This is a genomic window from Nonomuraea sp. NEAU-A123 (genome assembly GCF_018603905.1).
Taxonomy (GTDB): domain Bacteria; phylum Actinomycetota; class Actinomycetes; order Streptosporangiales; family Streptosporangiaceae; genus Nonomuraea.
In genome coordinates, this window is record NZ_JAHFZZ010000003.1 from 592391 (window position 1) to 607976 (window position 15586).

The 15586-nt window shown below is 71.6% G+C and carries 16 protein-coding genes; 8 read left to right on the plus strand and 8 right to left on the minus strand.

Going from position 1 to position 15586, the window contains the following annotated elements; all coding sequences use genetic code 11:
- The first annotated feature begins 12 nt into the window (after positions 1-12).
- Positions 13-306 (plus strand): hypothetical protein, encoded by a 294-nt coding sequence (locus KLK06_RS11140; RefSeq protein ID WP_214635275.1) that lies wholly within the window; start codon positions 13-15, stop codon positions 304-306.
- On the opposite strand, the gene KLK06_RS11145 is transcribed toward KLK06_RS11140, so the two are convergent.
- A complete protein-coding gene (locus KLK06_RS11145; RefSeq protein WP_214635276.1) occupies positions 288-572 on the minus strand; it encodes a DUF3303 domain-containing protein in 285 nt (94 codons plus the stop codon). The two genes, KLK06_RS11140 and KLK06_RS11145, sit on opposite strands and share 19 nt — an antisense overlap.
- 110 nt (positions 573-682) lie before the next feature.
- Here KLK06_RS11145 and KLK06_RS11150 point away from each other — a divergent pair, with 110 nt between their 5' ends.
- Positions 683-1174, plus strand: coding sequence for a hypothetical protein (locus tag KLK06_RS11150; protein WP_308168191.1), 492 nt, complete (start codon positions 683-685; stop codon positions 1172-1174).
- A complete protein-coding gene (locus tag KLK06_RS11155) occupies positions 1174-3651 on the plus strand; it encodes a DUF5682 family protein (protein WP_250905175.1) in 2478 nt (825 codons plus the stop codon). The genes KLK06_RS11150 and KLK06_RS11155 overlap by 1 nt, the downstream gene beginning before the upstream one ends.
- Here the strand turns inward: KLK06_RS11155 and KLK06_RS11160 are convergent.
- Both KLK06_RS11160 and KLK06_RS11165 read right to left on the minus strand, forming a co-directional pair.
- A complete protein-coding gene (locus tag KLK06_RS11160) occupies positions 3634-4419 on the minus strand; it encodes an SGNH/GDSL hydrolase family protein (protein ID WP_214635277.1) in 786 nt (261 codons plus the stop codon). The two genes, KLK06_RS11155 and KLK06_RS11160, sit on opposite strands and share 18 nt — an antisense overlap.
- Complete coding sequence (locus KLK06_RS11165) at positions 4416-6698, minus strand: xanthine dehydrogenase family protein molybdopterin-binding subunit (protein WP_214635278.1); 2283 nt, start codon at positions 6696-6698, stop codon at positions 4416-4418. Before KLK06_RS11165 ends, KLK06_RS11160 begins: the two co-directional genes overlap by 4 nt.
- A gap of 229 nt (positions 6699-6927) precedes the next feature.
- Between KLK06_RS11165 and KLK06_RS11170 the strand changes: the two genes are divergently transcribed.
- On the plus strand, positions 6928-9219 hold the full coding sequence (locus KLK06_RS11170; protein WP_214635279.1) for a hypothetical protein: 2292 nt from the start codon (positions 6928-6930) through the stop codon (positions 9217-9219).
- A 2-nt stretch (positions 9220-9221) separates the two neighbouring features.
- Here the strand turns inward: KLK06_RS11170 and KLK06_RS11175 are convergent, their stop codons facing one another.
- Entirely contained in the window at positions 9222-9515 is a 294-nt protein-coding gene (locus KLK06_RS11175; RefSeq protein WP_214635280.1) for a hypothetical protein, read from the minus strand.
- 57 nt (positions 9516-9572) lie between these two features.
- Here KLK06_RS11175 and KLK06_RS11180 point away from each other — a divergent pair, with 57 nt between their 5' ends.
- Entirely contained in the window at positions 9573-10067 is a 495-nt protein-coding gene (locus KLK06_RS11180) for an MSMEG_6728 family protein (RefSeq protein ID WP_214635281.1), read from the plus strand.
- On the opposite strand, the gene KLK06_RS11185 is transcribed toward KLK06_RS11180, so the two are convergent.
- The 3 genes from KLK06_RS11185 to KLK06_RS11195 all read right to left on the minus strand — a co-directional run bounded on the left by KLK06_RS11185 (position 10060) and on the right by KLK06_RS11195 (position 12293).
- Positions 10060-11154 carry a Dyp-type peroxidase gene (locus KLK06_RS11185; RefSeq protein WP_214635282.1) on the minus strand — a complete coding sequence of 365 codons (1095 nt, stop codon included), beginning with the start codon at positions 11152-11154 and terminating at the stop codon, positions 10060-10062. The two genes, KLK06_RS11180 and KLK06_RS11185, sit on opposite strands and share 8 nt — an antisense overlap.
- Entirely contained in the window at positions 11151-11678 is a 528-nt protein-coding gene (locus tag KLK06_RS11190; RefSeq protein WP_214635283.1) for a copper chaperone PCu(A)C, read from the minus strand. Before KLK06_RS11190 ends, KLK06_RS11185 begins: the two co-directional genes overlap by 4 nt.
- 72 nt (positions 11679-11750) lie before the next feature.
- Positions 11751-12293, minus strand: coding sequence for an MFS transporter (locus KLK06_RS11195; protein WP_214635284.1), 543 nt, complete (start codon positions 12291-12293; stop codon positions 11751-11753).
- A 107-nt stretch (positions 12294-12400) separates the two neighbouring features.
- On the opposite strand from KLK06_RS11195, the gene KLK06_RS11200 reads away from it, so the two are divergent.
- Positions 12401-12994, plus strand: a complete 594-nt coding sequence (locus KLK06_RS11200) for a TetR/AcrR family transcriptional regulator (protein WP_250905176.1) — start codon at positions 12401-12403, stop codon at positions 12992-12994.
- Positions 12991-13365 (plus strand): VOC family protein, encoded by a 375-nt coding sequence (locus KLK06_RS11205; RefSeq protein WP_214635285.1) that lies wholly within the window; start codon positions 12991-12993, stop codon positions 13363-13365. The genes KLK06_RS11200 and KLK06_RS11205 overlap by 4 nt, the downstream gene beginning before the upstream one ends.
- Here KLK06_RS11205 and KLK06_RS11210 read toward each other — a convergent pair.
- Positions 13349-14794 carry an amidase family protein gene (locus KLK06_RS11210; RefSeq protein ID WP_308168192.1) on the minus strand — a complete coding sequence of 482 codons (1446 nt, stop codon included), beginning with the start codon at positions 14792-14794 and terminating at the stop codon, positions 13349-13351. The genes KLK06_RS11205 and KLK06_RS11210 overlap by 17 nt on opposite strands.
- A gap of 28 nt (positions 14795-14822) precedes the next feature.
- Here KLK06_RS11210 and KLK06_RS11215 point away from each other — a divergent pair, with 28 nt between their 5' ends.
- Positions 14823-15572: a hypothetical protein gene (locus tag KLK06_RS11215; RefSeq protein ID WP_214635286.1), complete on the plus strand. Its 750-nt coding sequence runs from the start codon at positions 14823-14825 to the stop codon at positions 15570-15572.
- The last annotated feature ends 14 nt before the right edge of the window (positions 15573-15586 follow it).

The window sequence follows — 15586 nt, forward strand, 5'->3', positions numbered from 1 at the left end:
GGAGATTCGGCGATGACCCACCCCCTGGACACGCAGCCCGTGCCCCACCGCACCCCGCTCAGCGCGGAGGAGAAGGCCCGGGGTGAGGCGAACTTCGCACACCTGGTCGCCGAGACGCTCGTCAGCGAAGGGCGGTTCAGGGTGAGCGCCGACACCCCGGAGATGGTGGAGCTGTTCCAGAGGGTCGCCCGCCGGGTGGGGGACATGCTCCAGCGGCCGGTGGTCAGCTACGCCAACGGCCGCTACATCGTGATCACGTTCGGTCAGGAGGAGGAGACCCCCGCCCCTTACGGCTTGTCGAGATAGGGCGCCACGACGTCGCGGGTGTCCGCGCTGGTGACGACGGGGACGATCTCGAAGGTCGTGCCGGAGCCACGCCACCCCAGAATCCATCGCTGCAGGACGCGCAGGTCATCGCATTCCATGAGCTGGAAGCAGCGGCTGAAGTTCGGCTCGATCCAGCTGTTGAGGTACGTCAGTCCCTCGGGGAGCAGACGGCCCCTGTCACGGACCTCCCTGTAGATCGGGACCATGTCGTTGTCGCGAAACCGTTCGATCACCATGAAAAGCATGCGTAGTACCTCCTGCCCGGGTAAATTACGCGATCATTGATCGGCCGTTCGCACGGGTGACGCCGCACCGGCTGGTGTCCGCGAGCCGCTGGGCTGGAGGTCGAAAAGGCGTGACCGCGGACCGAACCGCGTGGGAGCAGCGCAGCGTGGCACGGGTGGTTTCCCCCGTTCGCCCGCGCAAGCTGGCAAAGGTCCCCTTCGTCGAGATGGCCGACGGGCGGCTGCAGGGAGTCGTGTCGAGCGGCTCGGACATCGAGCGGGTGTACGTCTCGTCGGTCACCGCCGGGACCCATACGTACAACTGCAGCACCAACAACAACCGCCCGTGCGGCGGGCTGTCCAGCTACATGTGCAAGCATCTGCGGTCCCTGATCGATGAGGCCGTGCTGCAGTACGGCGTCGACCAGGTCGCCGGCTACCTGCGGGTGGAGCTCGCCGAGGGCGACAGCCTGGCGGACAGCCTGCGGGGTGGTGTCGAGCGCACGCAGGGAGCCGTGGTGTTCAGCCGGTTCCTGCGCCACCTGGCCTATCTGGAGTTGCCCGTGACCACCGAGCCCATCGCCGAGCTGCACTGGTTCCCCGCCACCGGGGCGGTGGGCTGATGCTGAGCGTGCAACTCGCCACGCTTGTCGACGAGCCCCCGCCGGGCGTCGGCGAGGCGCTCGACCTGGTGACGGGCTTCGACGAGGCGCTGACGAACGGCTTCGCCCGGCTCGGCGAGGATCGCGCCTCGGCGCTGACCGCCCTGGCCGGCGCGGTGGCGGCCACGCCGCTCGGTGACCGGGTGGGGGAGGCGGCCGGGAAGATCACCGCGGGCTCGGTCTCGGAAGAGCACGTCGGCGTCGAGATCGGCGACCTGCGGCCCCGCTTCGCCGAGCTGGAAGAGCACCTGCTGCACCACGGCAAGGTCCGCCACTGGTCCGAGTGGTGGGACCAGTACGTGGAGCAGCCGCTGACCGGCGCGGACTACGAGTCGTACCGGCAGGTCATGGTCCTGATCGGCAGCCTGTTCCGGCGCCTGCGCCCCGAGGGGGACCAGCGGACGGACCGCGACGAGGACCGCGAGCGCCACATGTGGACGCGGATGCGCGAGCACCTCGCCGCGACGGGCGCCGACCCGGCCGAGTGCCTGTACGTCTGCGGCGCGTTCCACGCGGCCAGCCGGGTGGAACAGTTCGGGCTGGCGTCGGACGCGCCCTTCGAGATCAGCCCCCGTACGGCCACGCGCTGGCTGTACGGGCTCATCCCGTCGAGCCATGGCGCCATCGAGGCCCAGTTCGGCCTGGCCTCCGGCTCGGTCTCGATCGCCGCGGCCACCTGGGACAAGGCGTTGAAGCGCGGCGGCGTCAAGCCGTACCAGCTCGCGGGCCAGAAGGCCGGCAAGAAGACGAGCAAGAAGCCGCCGAAGCCGGTGGCGCCCGCCGTGCCGGAACCGGTCACCGACCGGCTGTCCGGCTTCCTGGCCAAGCCGCCGGTCCTGGACGGCCTCGACGAGGCGGAGCTGCTCGGCTGGTCCGTCGACATCGTCCGGCTGGCCCGGCGCAACGGCTACCAGTCCAGCACGGCCGACGCCATCGCCGTGTTCGAGACGGCCATCCTGCTCGCGGGTCTGCGTAACCGGGGCCGTCCCACGCCGTACGACTTCCAGGACGCCGCGGTCACGTGCATCGAGAAGGACACCGTGCCGGGCCGCCGGGACGTGCGCCGCCTGTGCGAGATCCTGCTCGGCGGCGACCGGATCGGCCAGGTGGGCTACCACTCCCTGCCGCCGCTGGCCAAGGACGTGTTCGACCGGCTGGAGCCGCTGGGACTCGACCTGAGCAAGCGTACGGTGCAGCGGGCGCTCATGGACCTCAAGGCGGACCCGGACCTGGTGCCCTGCTCCGACCTGCTGTGGATCCTGCGCCACCTGCTGCCCGACGACGCCGTCCGGCCCATCATGGGCGCGCGGCGGCTGGGCGAGCGGGCGATCCAGGAGAGCTGGGACCTGACGATCGGCAAGCACCAGCGCTCGATCATCGAGCTGGGCTACGAGGGCGTCACGGTCGAGCAGGTGCTCGAACAGCGGCTGCGGCGCAGCGTGTACGAGCCCACGGCGACCGCGGCCGTCGCGCTCGCGGCCGTCGAGGACTCGATCCTCTACCTGCGCAGCCGGCGGTTCACCGACGAGCTCGGCGCCCGGGCCGTGGAACTGCTGGCCGCCGAGCGGTCCGTGGACGACGCGCCGGAGGTGCTGCGCCGGATCAGGCGGCTGCTGGCCCACTACCGCGCGACCGAGCCGGAGCTGCCGGCCTGGTGCGAGGCGTTCGTCACGGCGGGGTTCGCGCATTACTGCACACTGCTGCCGATCGCCTTCGTGGACGAGGCCACCGGGGTCCGGCAGGTGTCGGCCATGCTCGGGTTCCTGTTCACCATGGAGAGCCTGGCGCTGGCGCTGGGCTGCGAGCGGGCTCAGCTGGAGATCGCGGTACGGCAGTCGCACCCCGAGCAGCCCGCCAAGGTGGCGCTGCTGTGGGCCGCCCAGTACCTGCTCGGCACGCTGCCGCTGGCCGAGCTGCGGGAGCGCTGCGACGAGCTGCTGGCCAACCCGCTGGTCGTTCCGGCGTTTCCGCAGTACATGAGCGGGTTCGCGCAGGCGATGGAGCCGGCGCCCGCGCTGGCGTCGTTCGTGGTCGAGCTGATGTCGAAGGCTTTCGGCCGGTTGCCCGACTCCGTCCTGCTGCCGTGGCTGCCCGGTCTGATCACGACTCTGCGCGAGCAGGCCGGCGAGCTGGTGCCCGTACTGGTGCGGGAGGCAGGCCGTACGTTCCCCGGCGGCCTGACCGCGCTCGACCAGTGGACGCCGCCCTGGTCGGCCAAGGCGGCGACGTCAGGCGCGGCGGTGCCCGCCCCGGCGGGGCCGGTGACCGACCTGCTGGCCGGACATCCGGCCGCGACCGACGCCGTGGCCGCGCTGCTCGGCTGCGACGGCGGCTGGCAGCAGGTCGCGGGCGGCCCGTCCACCGGCGCGGCGGGCGCCCTCCTGGCCCGCCACCCCGAGACCGCCGACGCCGTATCGGAGCTACTCGTCCACGTATGAGCGCGGCGGGACCGGGCCGAGCTCCGGGCGTTTGGCGACGCGGCCGTCGCCTGAGGAGCGGCCGCGTAGGCGCCGGTAGATCCACGGACCGGCGAAGGTGGCGACCCAGCGCACCTCCGCGCCCGCCACCCGCCACCCCGCACGTGGGGGGACCGGCGTGAGCGGGACCGACCAGGTGTCGTCGCTGCCGGGCAGCCCGATCGCGTGGGCGATGGCGGCGGCGATCCTGGCGTGGCCCAGCGGGCTGGCGTGCAGCCGGTCGCTGGTCCACATCCTGGGGTCGGTGGTGAAGGAGTGCGGAAAGGTGTCGACGACGATGACACCGTGGCGGGCGCCGGCGGCCCGGATCCGGGCGTTGAGGTCGATCACGCGGGGGAGCAGCCGCCGGGCCAGCGGAGCGATCTTGCCGATGTCGGGGAAGGTCACGGTCACCACGCACGCGCCCGACGCGGTGAGCGCCTCGAACATCTCCTCCAGCGCCGAGGCGACCGCGGCGGCGTCGAAGCCGGGCCTGATGAGGTCGTTCATCCCGCCCATCACCGTGGCCAGGTCGGGCCGCAGCGCCAGCGCCGGGCCGAGCTGCTCGTCGCGGATCTGCCCGGCCAGGCGCCCGCGTACGCCCAGATTGGCGTACTGGGCGTCGGGGTTCGCCGCGGCCAGGTGCTCGGCGAGCCGGTCGGCCCAGCCGCGGTGGCCCCGGATGTCGTCGCCGTCGCCGAGGCCCTCGGTCTGGCTGTCGCCGAGGGCGACATATCGGGCATAGGTCATCCAGAGAGTAGAGCCCATAGGACCGCCGGGGTCAACGGCGTCTGGGTGATGCGGTCGGCGATCTCCGGCAGGGCGGCGGCGATGGCGTTGCCGATGGCCGCCGGCGGGCCGATCGTCCCCGACTCCCCGGCGCCCTTCATGCCGCCCGGCGTACGCGGCGAGGGCACCTCCAGCATCGCGACCTGGATGTCGGGGACCTCACGCGTGGTCGGCAGCAGGTACTCGGAGACCGGCTGCCCCTCCTCGGTGTAGACGATCTCCTCCGTCAGCGCCATGCCGATGCCCTGCGCGATCCCGCCGCGGACCTGGCCCTCCACGATCGCCGGGTTGACCAGCACCCCCGAGTCGTTGACGGCCCAGTAGCCCTCCACTTCGACCGCTCCGGTCTCCGGGTCGACCGCGACCGCCGCCGCGTGCGCCCCGTAGGCGTAGGTCATGTCGGCCGGATCGTAGGAGACCCGCTCCTCCAGCCCGGGTGTGGCCCCCTCGGGCAGGTCCCAGCCGCGCCACGCCGACGTGGCGATCTCCCGCAGCGTCAGCGACGCCTGCGGATCCCCCTTGACGCGTACGGCGGAGCCGACGATCTCCAGGTCGGCCGGCGCCGCTTCGAGCCGGTGGGCGGCGAGGGCCACGATCTTCTCCCGCAGCCGGTCCCCGGCCAGGGCCAGCGCGCCGCCGCCCACCGTGAGCGAGCGGCTGGCGATCGACCCGATCGAGGAGTACGGCGTGGCCGAGGTGTCGCCCAGCACCACGCGTACCCGGTCGATCGGCACCCCCACCCGGTCCGCCGCGATCTGGGACAGCGCCGTCTCGATGCCCTGCCCGACCCCCGACACGCCCGCCGAGACGACGACCGAGGCGTCCTGCTCCATGCGTACGATCGCGGTCTCGAAGCCCCCGGCCAGCATGCCCATGGCCTTCATACCCATCGACGGGCCGAGCCCGGTGCCCTCCACGTGGCAGGAGTAGCCGACGCCGCGCCGGCGCCCGTCGTCACGGGCCGGGGGAGTGACCAGGTCGCGGAGGGTACGCAGGGCGAGGGGATAGTCGCCGGAGTCGTACGCTTGCCCGATTCGCGACGTGCAGGGAAGCTCGTCGGGTCCGAGCATGTTGCGCAGCCGCAGCTCCACCGGGTCGGCGCCGAGCCGCCTGGCCGCCTCGTCGATCAGCCGCTCCCTGGTCCAGGTGGCCTCGGGCTGGCCGAAGCCGCGGTAGGAGCCGGTCGGGGTGGTCGTCGTGACGACGGCGCGCAGCCGTACCCCGGCCCGGTCGAAGCGGTAGGGGCCGGGCAGCATGGTGGCGGTCACCGCGAACGGCGAGATGCCGACGTTGGACGGGTGGCCGCCGAGGTCGCCGACGACGTCGGCGTGCAGCGCGACGAAGCGCCCGTCCGCGTCGAGCGCCAGGCGGGCGCGGTGCATGGCGGCCCGCGCGGGCAGGGTCGAGGCGAGGCGGTCGGTGGGCGACTCCGTCCAGCTCACCGGGCGGCCCAGGCGCATGGCGGCGAGGCAGATGAGCGCCTCGTCCGGATACAGGTGCTCCTTCCCGCCGAAACCGCCGCCCGCGTCGCCGGTCACCACGCGTACCCGGTCGTGTGTGAGCCCGAGCGCGTCGGCGGCCTGCTCGCGTACGTGGTGCGGAGCCTGCGTCGAGGTATGCACGGTCAGCTCGCCGTCGGCGAAGTCGGCGACGATCCCGCGCGGCTCCAGCGGGTACGGCGTGGCCCGGCCGAAGGTGAACGTCATCTCCACCACGTGCGCGGCCCCCGCGATGACCGCGTCGCAGTCCTGGTCGCCGAGCGTGAAGTCGGTCAGCAGGTTGCCGCCCCAATCCGGGTACAGCAGCGGGGCGTCATGGGCCAGCGCCCGCTCGATCCCGATCACCGGGGGCAGCGGTTCGTAGTCGAGGTCGATCAGGTCGGCCGCGTCCCTGGCGGCCTCCGGCGTCCGCGCGACCACCACGGCGAGCGGCTGTCCCACGTAGCGGATCGCCTCGTCGAGCGCCGGATAGGAGGCGATGGGCTGGCCGGGGCTCAGGGTCACGCAGGGCAGCCGGATCGCGGCCGCGTCGCCCGGCGTGATGACGTCGAGCACCCCGTCGACCGTCCACGCCTCCTTGGCGCCGCAGTTCACCAGCCGTCCGTGGGCGATGGGGCTGCGGACGACGACCGCGTACGCCATCCCGGGCAGCCGGACGTTCGCGACGTATCGGGCGCGTCCGGTCAGCAGCCGGGCATCCTCGCGGCGGGGCGTCCTGGCACCCACATAACCATCAGCCATAGCCCGATTGTGAGCGAGGTCACGCGCCCGGTCCATCAGCATCGCAGCGCTGCCCCCAGATGGTCCGGATATGGCGCTGCTTTGACAAACGATGCGTACGGGCCCTGCTCTCACCTTTCCGATCTGACAGGGTCGACGCGGCTGTGACCGGTCCGACGACCATGGGTCTCCGTGACGTGGCATCCCTGACCGAAAGGCAGCCGCGACCTACCTTCCGTCTAGGAGACACATGCTTGAGGTCCAGTCTCCGGTCGTCGTCCCTTCCGTGCCCGCTCGCCGATGGCGGCTGCTCCGATCTGGCCGGCTACCGGTCGCGTTCGTCGTCCTTCTGGCGGTCGTGACCCTCAACGCCTATGCGGTGCCTCTGCCCGAGATTGGAGTGTTCAGCGCCTACATCCTCCTCGGCGTGACGCTGCCCGGGATGCTGTGGTGGCGGGCCCTCTCCGGTACGCCGCGGTCGCCGGTCACCGACGTGGCGGCGGGAACGGCCCTGGGCTATGCGCTGGAAGTGCTGACCTACATCCCCGCGCGCTGGCTGGACGTGCCGCAGGCGTTCCTCGCATGGGTCGGGGTGACCTATCTGCTGTTCGCCGCGATGCCGTCATTGCGACGGCACTGGCCGGCTCGCGGCACTTCGGACAAGGTGCCGGTGGGATGGTCGTGGGCGATGGCGGGCCTGGTCGGGTTCGCGATCCTGTACGGCGCCGCCACGTTCTTCCGGGACCATGGGCTGAGCTGGCCGGGCAACGGTGCTCCGTATATCGACCTCCCCTACCACCTGGCCATGGCGGGCGACGTCAAGCATCACGTCCCGGCGATGTTCGCGAACGTGGTCGGCGAGGCGCTTCACGATCACTGGTTCGTCTACGCCGACCTGGCGGCCACCAGCTGGGCGACCGGCCTGGAGCTCCAAACGCTGCTGTTCCGGCTGTCGCCCCTGCCGATGACCGCGGTCTTCACCGTTCTCATCGTCGTGCTGGCCCACCGGCTGAGCGGCCGGTGGTGGACGGGCATCGCGGCAGCGGTGATCACGTTCTTCGTGACCGCGCCCGACCCTTACGCCTGGACGGGCGTGATGGTGCCGAGCGTTGGCGGCGCGGGCTTGCCATGGGTGAGCCCCACGCAGGCTTTCGGCGCGCTCCTGTTCGTCCCTCTGGCGCTCCTGCTGGTCGACCTGGTGCGTCGCCCCGGCGGGCTGAACGGGCGGTGGGTGCTGGTGGTCGTGCTGATGCTCGCGGAAGTCGGGGGGAAGGCGACATTCCTTCCGCTGGCCCTGGCGGGCGTGACGCTCGTCCTCGCCGTCCACCTGCTCGTCCATCGCACGGTGCACAGGGTCGCGGCGGTGCTGATGGGTCTCTGCCTGGCGTACGTGGCCTTCGCCCAGATTGTGGTGTTCCAGGGGGAAACTAAAGGGCTGCGCTTCGCGCCCTTTCACCTCATGCGGTGGCATGAGGACAGGCTCGGCCGGGATGCCGGGCTACTCCTCCAGAGACAGGATGAATCGCCGGTTCTGCTGCTGATCGTGGTGGCGATCTACCTGGTGAGCTGGGCGGCGGTATGGGGCGGTGCCGTGGGGTTGCTGCACCGGCGGCGATGGCGGACAGATCCAGCCGTGGTGTTGCTCGCGGGCGTCGGCATGGCGGGGGTAGGCGCCGTGTGCGTGTTCGGGCATCCGGGGCTCAGCCAGGGGTACTTTCTCGGGTCGGCCGCGCCGTACTTGACGATCCTCGCCACCACGGGTCTCGCCGCCACGCTGCCCGAGAAGCGGCCATGGCCGGTGGCTCTGCCCGCATTGACGGCAGGGGCCGTCGCGATCTGGGCCATCGAGTCGTGGGTCGCCATCGCGCGGCCGCATGGCGGGAACGTCGTGATCGAGCGGGTGATCCCGTACGCGCTGCTGGCGGGGGCGGCGGCTGCCGTCGCGCTGGTGCTCGTCCTGACCGGACGGCGTGGCCTGACCTGGTGCGCAGCGCCGATCTTCGCGCTGGGATGCTGCCTGTACTCGGGATACGCGCTGCGGTTGACTCCCCTGTGGCGCATCGCGGAGGCGGCGCCGGTGATAGACCCCGAGCGGCTGCATGTCGCAGAGGGCGGGGTGACCGCGGCGCGCTGGCTGAGAGATCACTCCTCTCCTGACGATCTCGTCGCGGCCAACGCGCACTGCCGCAGGCCGGCGGGCAGGTGCGACAACCGGCACTTCTGGATCTCCGCGTACGCCGAACGCAGGATCCTCGTCGAGGGCTGGGGATACATCAATGGCGCGAACAGCCGGGCAGCCCTGATAGGCCGGCCCACCATGGGCACCATCGAGTTTCGAGACCCGAAACGGCTGGCGGACAACGACGCCGCCTTCCTCCAGCCCACCACGGAGACGGTCGGTGGGCTGCGAGACACGTATGGGGTCCGCTGGCTGTTCGTCGACGACAGATATCCTGCTCTGACGTCTGAACTAGGCCGATTCGCCGCCTTGAGGTTCCGAGCGGGGCACTGCTGGGTCTACGAGGTCACGTCGTCCGAATGAGTTCACAGCGGGTCCGCCGCATCCCAGACGGCCTCGAAGGAGGCCCCGGTGATCTCGGTCAGGTCCCAGATCTCCACCGCCTGCTCGGTGAGGAAGCCGTGCTCGTCGTGCAGGTGGCGCCACCAGTAGCGGTGGGCGGTGCGGTCCGGGCCGATCTCGACCTGCCGGACCGCCCAATGCTCGCCGTCGCCCTCGACGGTTTCGAACAGCCAGATGCCACCGCGCTCGTCGTCGCCGCGCCAGTGGTGGCGCGGCAGGTCCGACTCGGTGAGCTGCTTGATCAGGTCGGGAAGCACGGCTCCACTCTAGGTTGATCGCGAGCCGCCCTGGGTAGCCGGTGGTCATGAGGCGCTGTGCAGACGTTCCTGCCTTATCCGGACTTCGCGCGTACGGCGGCGGTCCTCGACCCGCTGCGGCTGGGTAAGCAGCGGGTCGAGGCCCTGCAGATCCTGCGTGCCCTCACGATCCCCGGCTACGGCTGGCGGCACCACCCGGCGGTGCGCATGTGGGCGGGCTACGAGGAGGCCCTGGTGCGTTACGGGCTCGACGTGTGCGGCCGGTGGTGCGCCATCGGCCGTGCCGACACCTGTGCCGGCACCCTGGCGAGGGAGTTCGCCGAACACTGCGGCGGCACCGCCGTCCGCTGCCAGGCACGCCTGGAGGCGGACGGCGAGCTGCCGCCGTGGCTGGGTGACGCCGGCTTCCATCTCAGCCACCGCTCCGCCCTGCTGCGCAAGGCGCCCGGCTTCTACCGGCCGCTGTTCGGCGACGAGCCCGACGACCTGGCCTACGTCTGGCCCGTCTCCGGGCGGCCGCCCGCGTGCCTGCCCGGCCGGGAGTTCAGCTGAGCAGGCTGTCTCCGATCCAGCCCTCGGGTGTACAGCCTGGCGGGATGGCGAAGACGGCCGAGCCGATCGGCGTGACCCACTCGTTCAGCAGGTCGCCCTTGCCCAGGTTCCGCTGGATGGGGACGAACTGCCGGTCGATGTCCGCCTGGTAGGAGGCGAACAGCAGCCCGGAGTCCGACTTGCCGTCCGGAGTGAGACCTTCGTCGTAGTTGTAGGGACGGCGCAGGATGCGCAGCCCGGGATCCGTGACGTGGGCCCGCCGGATGTGGGCGTACTCGGAGATGATCGGGAAGCCGAGCCGGTTCACCTGGCTGTAGTCCGGCTCGTCGCGTTCGGCCCGGCCGGTCAGCGGGGCGCCCGTGTCGAGGCGGCGGCCGATCGTGAACTCCCTGGCCACCCGGTCGGCGGCGTCCCATGACTCCAGCTTCATACGGATGCGGCGCAGCACCAGGGTGGTGCCGCCGCGAGCGGGTCCCTGGCCGATCCATACGGCCCGGTCCAGGTCGGCGGGCTGAATCGTGCCGTCGACCTGGCCCATCAGATTGCGCCGGGTCGCGCTCTGGAAGCCGCGCTGGACCCAGCGGACCTTGGCGAACGAGCGGGCGTCCTTGACGATCACCCGGAGCGCGTGGGCGACGGTGACGCTGTCATCCGCGCAGATCTGCACCAGCAGGTCGCCGCCGCTCCACCGCTTCTCCAGCTTGTCGACCGTGAACGACGGCAGCGGAGCCACCGGCGACTCCGCCTTCGCCGCCGCGAACAGCCCCGGGCCGAAGCCGAACGTGATCGTCAGCCGGGCGGCCGTCATCGCCAGCTCCGGCTCGGTGTCGGCGAGCGCGGGCCGCCCCTGGGTAAGGCGGCGCGCGTCGTCGGTCAGCAACTGGAGGAGCCGGACGATGGCTTCCTTGTGAGTGTCCGGCAGCAGGTCGAGGCCGACGAAGACGGCGTACGCCTGCGGCGGCGTCGCGATCCCGGCCTGGTGGATCCCGTGGAAGGGCTCGACGGCGGTGGCGTGCGCGGGGGTCGCGGTCAGGGCGCCGACAGCCGTCAGAGCGCCTCCGGCGATGAGACCCCGGCGGCTGATCACTTGTGCCCCATGCCGGGCTGGTAGTCCTCCTTGCCGCCGGCGAAGTCCTTGCCGATCGCGGTGAACTCCAGCGGCTCGCCGCCCTTGACGGTGAGCGTGAACGGGATCCGGGCGCCCGGCAGCACTTCCTGGGCGACGCCCATCAGCATGATGTGGTCGCCGCCGGGCCGCAGCTCGTGCGTGCCGTGCGCGGGGATGACGAAGCCGCCCTCCTTGGGCCGCATGATCATCTTGCCGCCGGACTCCACGACCTCGTGCAGCTCGATCTTCGGGGACACCGGCGAGGCGCCGGAGACGATCGTCACCTCGGCATCGGTGTTGTTGACCAGCGTGCCGAAGGCGGCGCTCATCCCCTTCTTGGCGGTCTTCACCCAGGGATCGGTGATGGTCAGCGCCGGGGCGGGGGACTGCTTGGCCACGACGGCGGGGGACTGCTTGGCCGGGGCGGCGGCGACCTGCTGGGAGCCGCAGCCCGCGAGCGCGACGACGGTGGCGGCGAGCAGCAGGGCATGGCGAGAGAACATGGGAAAGGCCTTTCTCCACCCGGTACGGCACGCGAAAGCGCGCCCCGCCGGGCGTGGTCGTCGAAACGGGGGTCAGGTGGTTTCGACGACCATCGGCGGACCCCGCCCGGAGACCACGTGCCGCAGCACGGCCGAGCGGAAGACCGGCGGTTCCGTCGTACACGGAGCGGCGAACGGTACCCGGACCACGGACGGCAGCATGATCAGCAGCCGTACGGCCAGGCGGCGCAGCAGACCCCAGAGCACGGCCTCGCCGCGCGCCAGCCACAGGGCGGTCAGCCCGATGGCCCAGCCGTGCGCGACCAGCATGCCGAGACCCGGCACCAGGCCCGAGTGGAGGTGGCCCATCGCCGCGATCGGCGAGGCGGTGTGGGCCAGCGAGAACAGCAGGTGCAGGACCACCTGGAGGCCGCCGAGCAGCGGCAGGATCGTGCCCACCGTCCGCTCGCGCCCCGACAGCGGGAACGCCGCCGATAACGACAGCCCCAGCGCGGCGCCCATGGCCGGAGCTCCGACCGTGCCGCCACCGAACGCGTGCGCCGCCACACCCAGCCCGAGGCACACCACGGCGAACACCGAGGTGCGGGCGAGGCGGAAAGGCAGGCCGGGGGTCACAGTGCCGTCATCATGCCACGGCCATCGGCCGCTCCGCGATCAAGCATCGGAGTGAATACTCACTCCGGTATTGACGGAGTGAGCACTCACTCCGTACCATGGTCCGCATGAGTGAGAAACCCGTCCGGCGCAGGGCGCCGGGAATGAGCCCCGAGGAGCGCCGCGCGATGATCGTCGCCGCCGCCCTCCCCCTGGTGGCCGAGTTCGGCACCGCGGTCACCACCAGCCAGATCGCCAGAGCGGCGGGCATCGGTGAGGCCACCATCTTCCGCGTGTTCGCCGACAAGGACGAGCTGCTCGACGCCTGCATGGTCGAGGCGATGCGGCCCGACCACGCCGTCACGGAGATCGCCTCCATCCCGCTCGACCAGCCGCTGGCCGAGCGGCTCGCCGACGCGGCGGACGCGCTCTCCGCCCACCTGGCGCGCATGGGCACCGTGGCCGGAGTCCTGCACTCCACCGGTCACCGGCGCGGCGAGCCGGGCGTCCGTCCGCAGCCGGGCAGCCGCGAGGCGTCCATGCAGCTGATCGGCGACGCGATCGCCGACCTGCTCGAACCGGACCAGGCGCTGCTGCGGCTGCCCGCCGAGAAGGTGAGCAAGGTCTTCCTGGGCCTGCTGTTCGTCCGGTCGGCCGTTCTGCCCACGAGCGAGCTCGTCGAGGTGTTCCTGCACGGAGCCATCAAGGAGGAGTTGGCGTGACTGTTTCCCTCAACCACACGATCGTTCCCGCGGCCGACAACAACCGGGAGGCCGACTTCTTCGCCGAGATCATGGGGCTGGAGCGCCTGCCGCCCATGGGGGCTCGCGGGCACTTCGCCCCTGTGCGGGTCGGCGAGCACCTCACGTTCGACTACATGGCCGTCGAGAATGCCGAGGGGCATCACTTCGGCTTCGACGTCGATCCCGCCACGTTCGATGCGATCCTGGCCCGCATCCAGGAGCGCGGCGTGCCGTACGGGAACCATCCCGCGACCCCCGACAACGGGCGGATCGACCACCCGCTCTGCCCGCGTGGGCTGTTCTTCACCGACGCGGTCGGCAACCTCTACGAGATCATGTCGCCCGAATGAGCTCGCAGCGTGGCCACGGCCGGGCCTCCTCCAGCCGGGCGGCGACCCTGATGAGCAGGTCCTCGCGGCCGTAGGGGGCGACCACCTGCACGCCGATCGGCAGGCGGCTCTCGCTCCGGCCCAGCGGCAGGCTGATCGCGGGCTGGCCGGTCGCGTTGAACGGCGGCGTGAACGGCCCGTACGCGAAGATCGTGTCCAGCCAATCCCTGAAGCTCTCCCGGGGCGCGTCGTAGTCGTACGTGCCGTGCGGCGCGGGCAACTGGCCGAGGGTGGGCGTGACCAGCAGGTCGTAGTCGGTGAAGAAGGCGGCGACCGATCGGGTCAGCCGGTTCTGGGCGTGGAAGCCGGTGATCAGGTCCAGCGCGCCGGCCCGCCGGGTGGCTTCCAGGATCAGCCTGCTGCCGGTTTCGAGCAGCGCGGGGTCGGGCTCCCCGGGCGCGAGCAGCAGGGTGGAGGCAATGGCCATGGCCTCCGTGAGGAGGCTGTGCAGGACGTCGTCCCAGTCGAGCACCGGACTCGCCTCGTCGACGTGGTGGCCCATCTCCGCCAGCAGTTCGCCGACCTTGACGGTGGCCTCGGCCACCTCGGGGTCGACGGGGACGCCCGACCAGGCCCGCGTGGTCACCGCGACGCGTAACCTGCCCGGATCGGCGCTCAGCTCGTCCGCGTACGGTCGCCAGGGCGTCGGGGCGGTGTACTTGTCGCCCACACCCGGCCCGTGGATCGCGTCGAGCAGGTGGGCGGAGTCACGCACGGTACGGGTCAGCGCGAACTCGCCCGCCATCCCGAACATCAGCTCGCCCATGTCCGGCCCCGGCGCCGTGCGGGACCTGGTCGGCTTGAGCCCCACCAGGCCGCAGCAGGAGGCGGGCACCCTGATGGAGCCGGCCCCGTCGCTGCCGTGCGCGAGGGGCACGGCGCCCGCGGCGACCAGCGCGGCCGCCCCGCCGCTCGATCCGCCGGCGCCGCGCTCCAGGTCCCACGGGTTGCGGGTGATCCCGTAGCGGACCGATTCGGTGCTGAAGCTGAGCGCCAGTTCGGGGGCGGTCGTCTGGCCCAGCGTGACCAGGCCGGCGGCCCTGAACCTGCGCATCAGCTCGGTGTCGTGGTCGGCCACCACGTGTGGCAGTGCCCTGCTGCCCAGGGAGAACGGCACGCCCTTCGCGACGGGCCCGTGATCCTTGATCAGGAAGGGCACCCCGGCGAACGGCCCGTCGGCCGCGTGGTCCAGAGCCGGCGAGAACAGCGGCAGCGTGAGGCCGTTCACCTGCGCGTTCGCGATCTCCAGAGCCTGCCGGGCGACGGCCTCGACCTCGGCGGCGCGTACCTTGCCGGTCCTGATCAGGTCACGCAGGCCGACGGCGTCGTAGCTCACGTACTCGTGAAGGTCCACCGCCCCAGCATCGGCCGCGCCGTTGATGAACACCACCGCTTTTCCACCGGCATAATGACGCCCGATGCCGAAATTTCATGACTTGTCGGAGTATGCGGCGACCATCGGTCCCGTCATCGACGCGGTCCACGTGAACGTGCACGCCTCGGCCCGCAAGGAGGTGGCGGGACTGCTGCCCGGCTTCCTGATCGACTTGCGCTTCACGCTCCCCCTCCGCCCGCTGACCCGACGTTCGCTCGCCACCATCTACCGGTACGGCGACGCGGCCTCACTCGATGCCGAGATCCGGGACCACCTGGGACAGGGCACGCTGGCGGAGGACGGAGACGGCGCGCTGCGGCCGACGGCCAAGGCGCTGACGTTCATCGACGGGCTCTACGCCGTGCACGCCGCCACCACCGAGCGCATCTGGGCGGGCCGCGACCTCCAGACGTTCGCCGACCTGGCTGGACGGGTGGTGGACGCGGCCGGTGGCGATTCCGGAGGCGAGCTTGGTCGCGAGTCTGGTGGTGATCCCAGCGGCGAGCCCGGTGGCGCTTTTGCCGCGATGGCGCCGCCGTACGAGCCGGTGGGCACGCCCGCGGGCGTGCTGCTGTTCAACCGGCTCGCCGCGCTGCGCTATCACCGCGCCGACGCGCACGCCGCCGCCTGGCGGGCCGCCGGGCTCACCGCCGCCGAGATCGTCGCGCTCGGGCCAGGGCCCCTGCGCGACCGGATCGAGCGGGAGACCAACCAGCGGGCCGCCGCGCCGTACGGCGCGATCACCGAGCACGAGCGCGCGCTCTTCCACGACGGCCTGCTGGCGCTGGTCTAGGACCACCTGGCGCT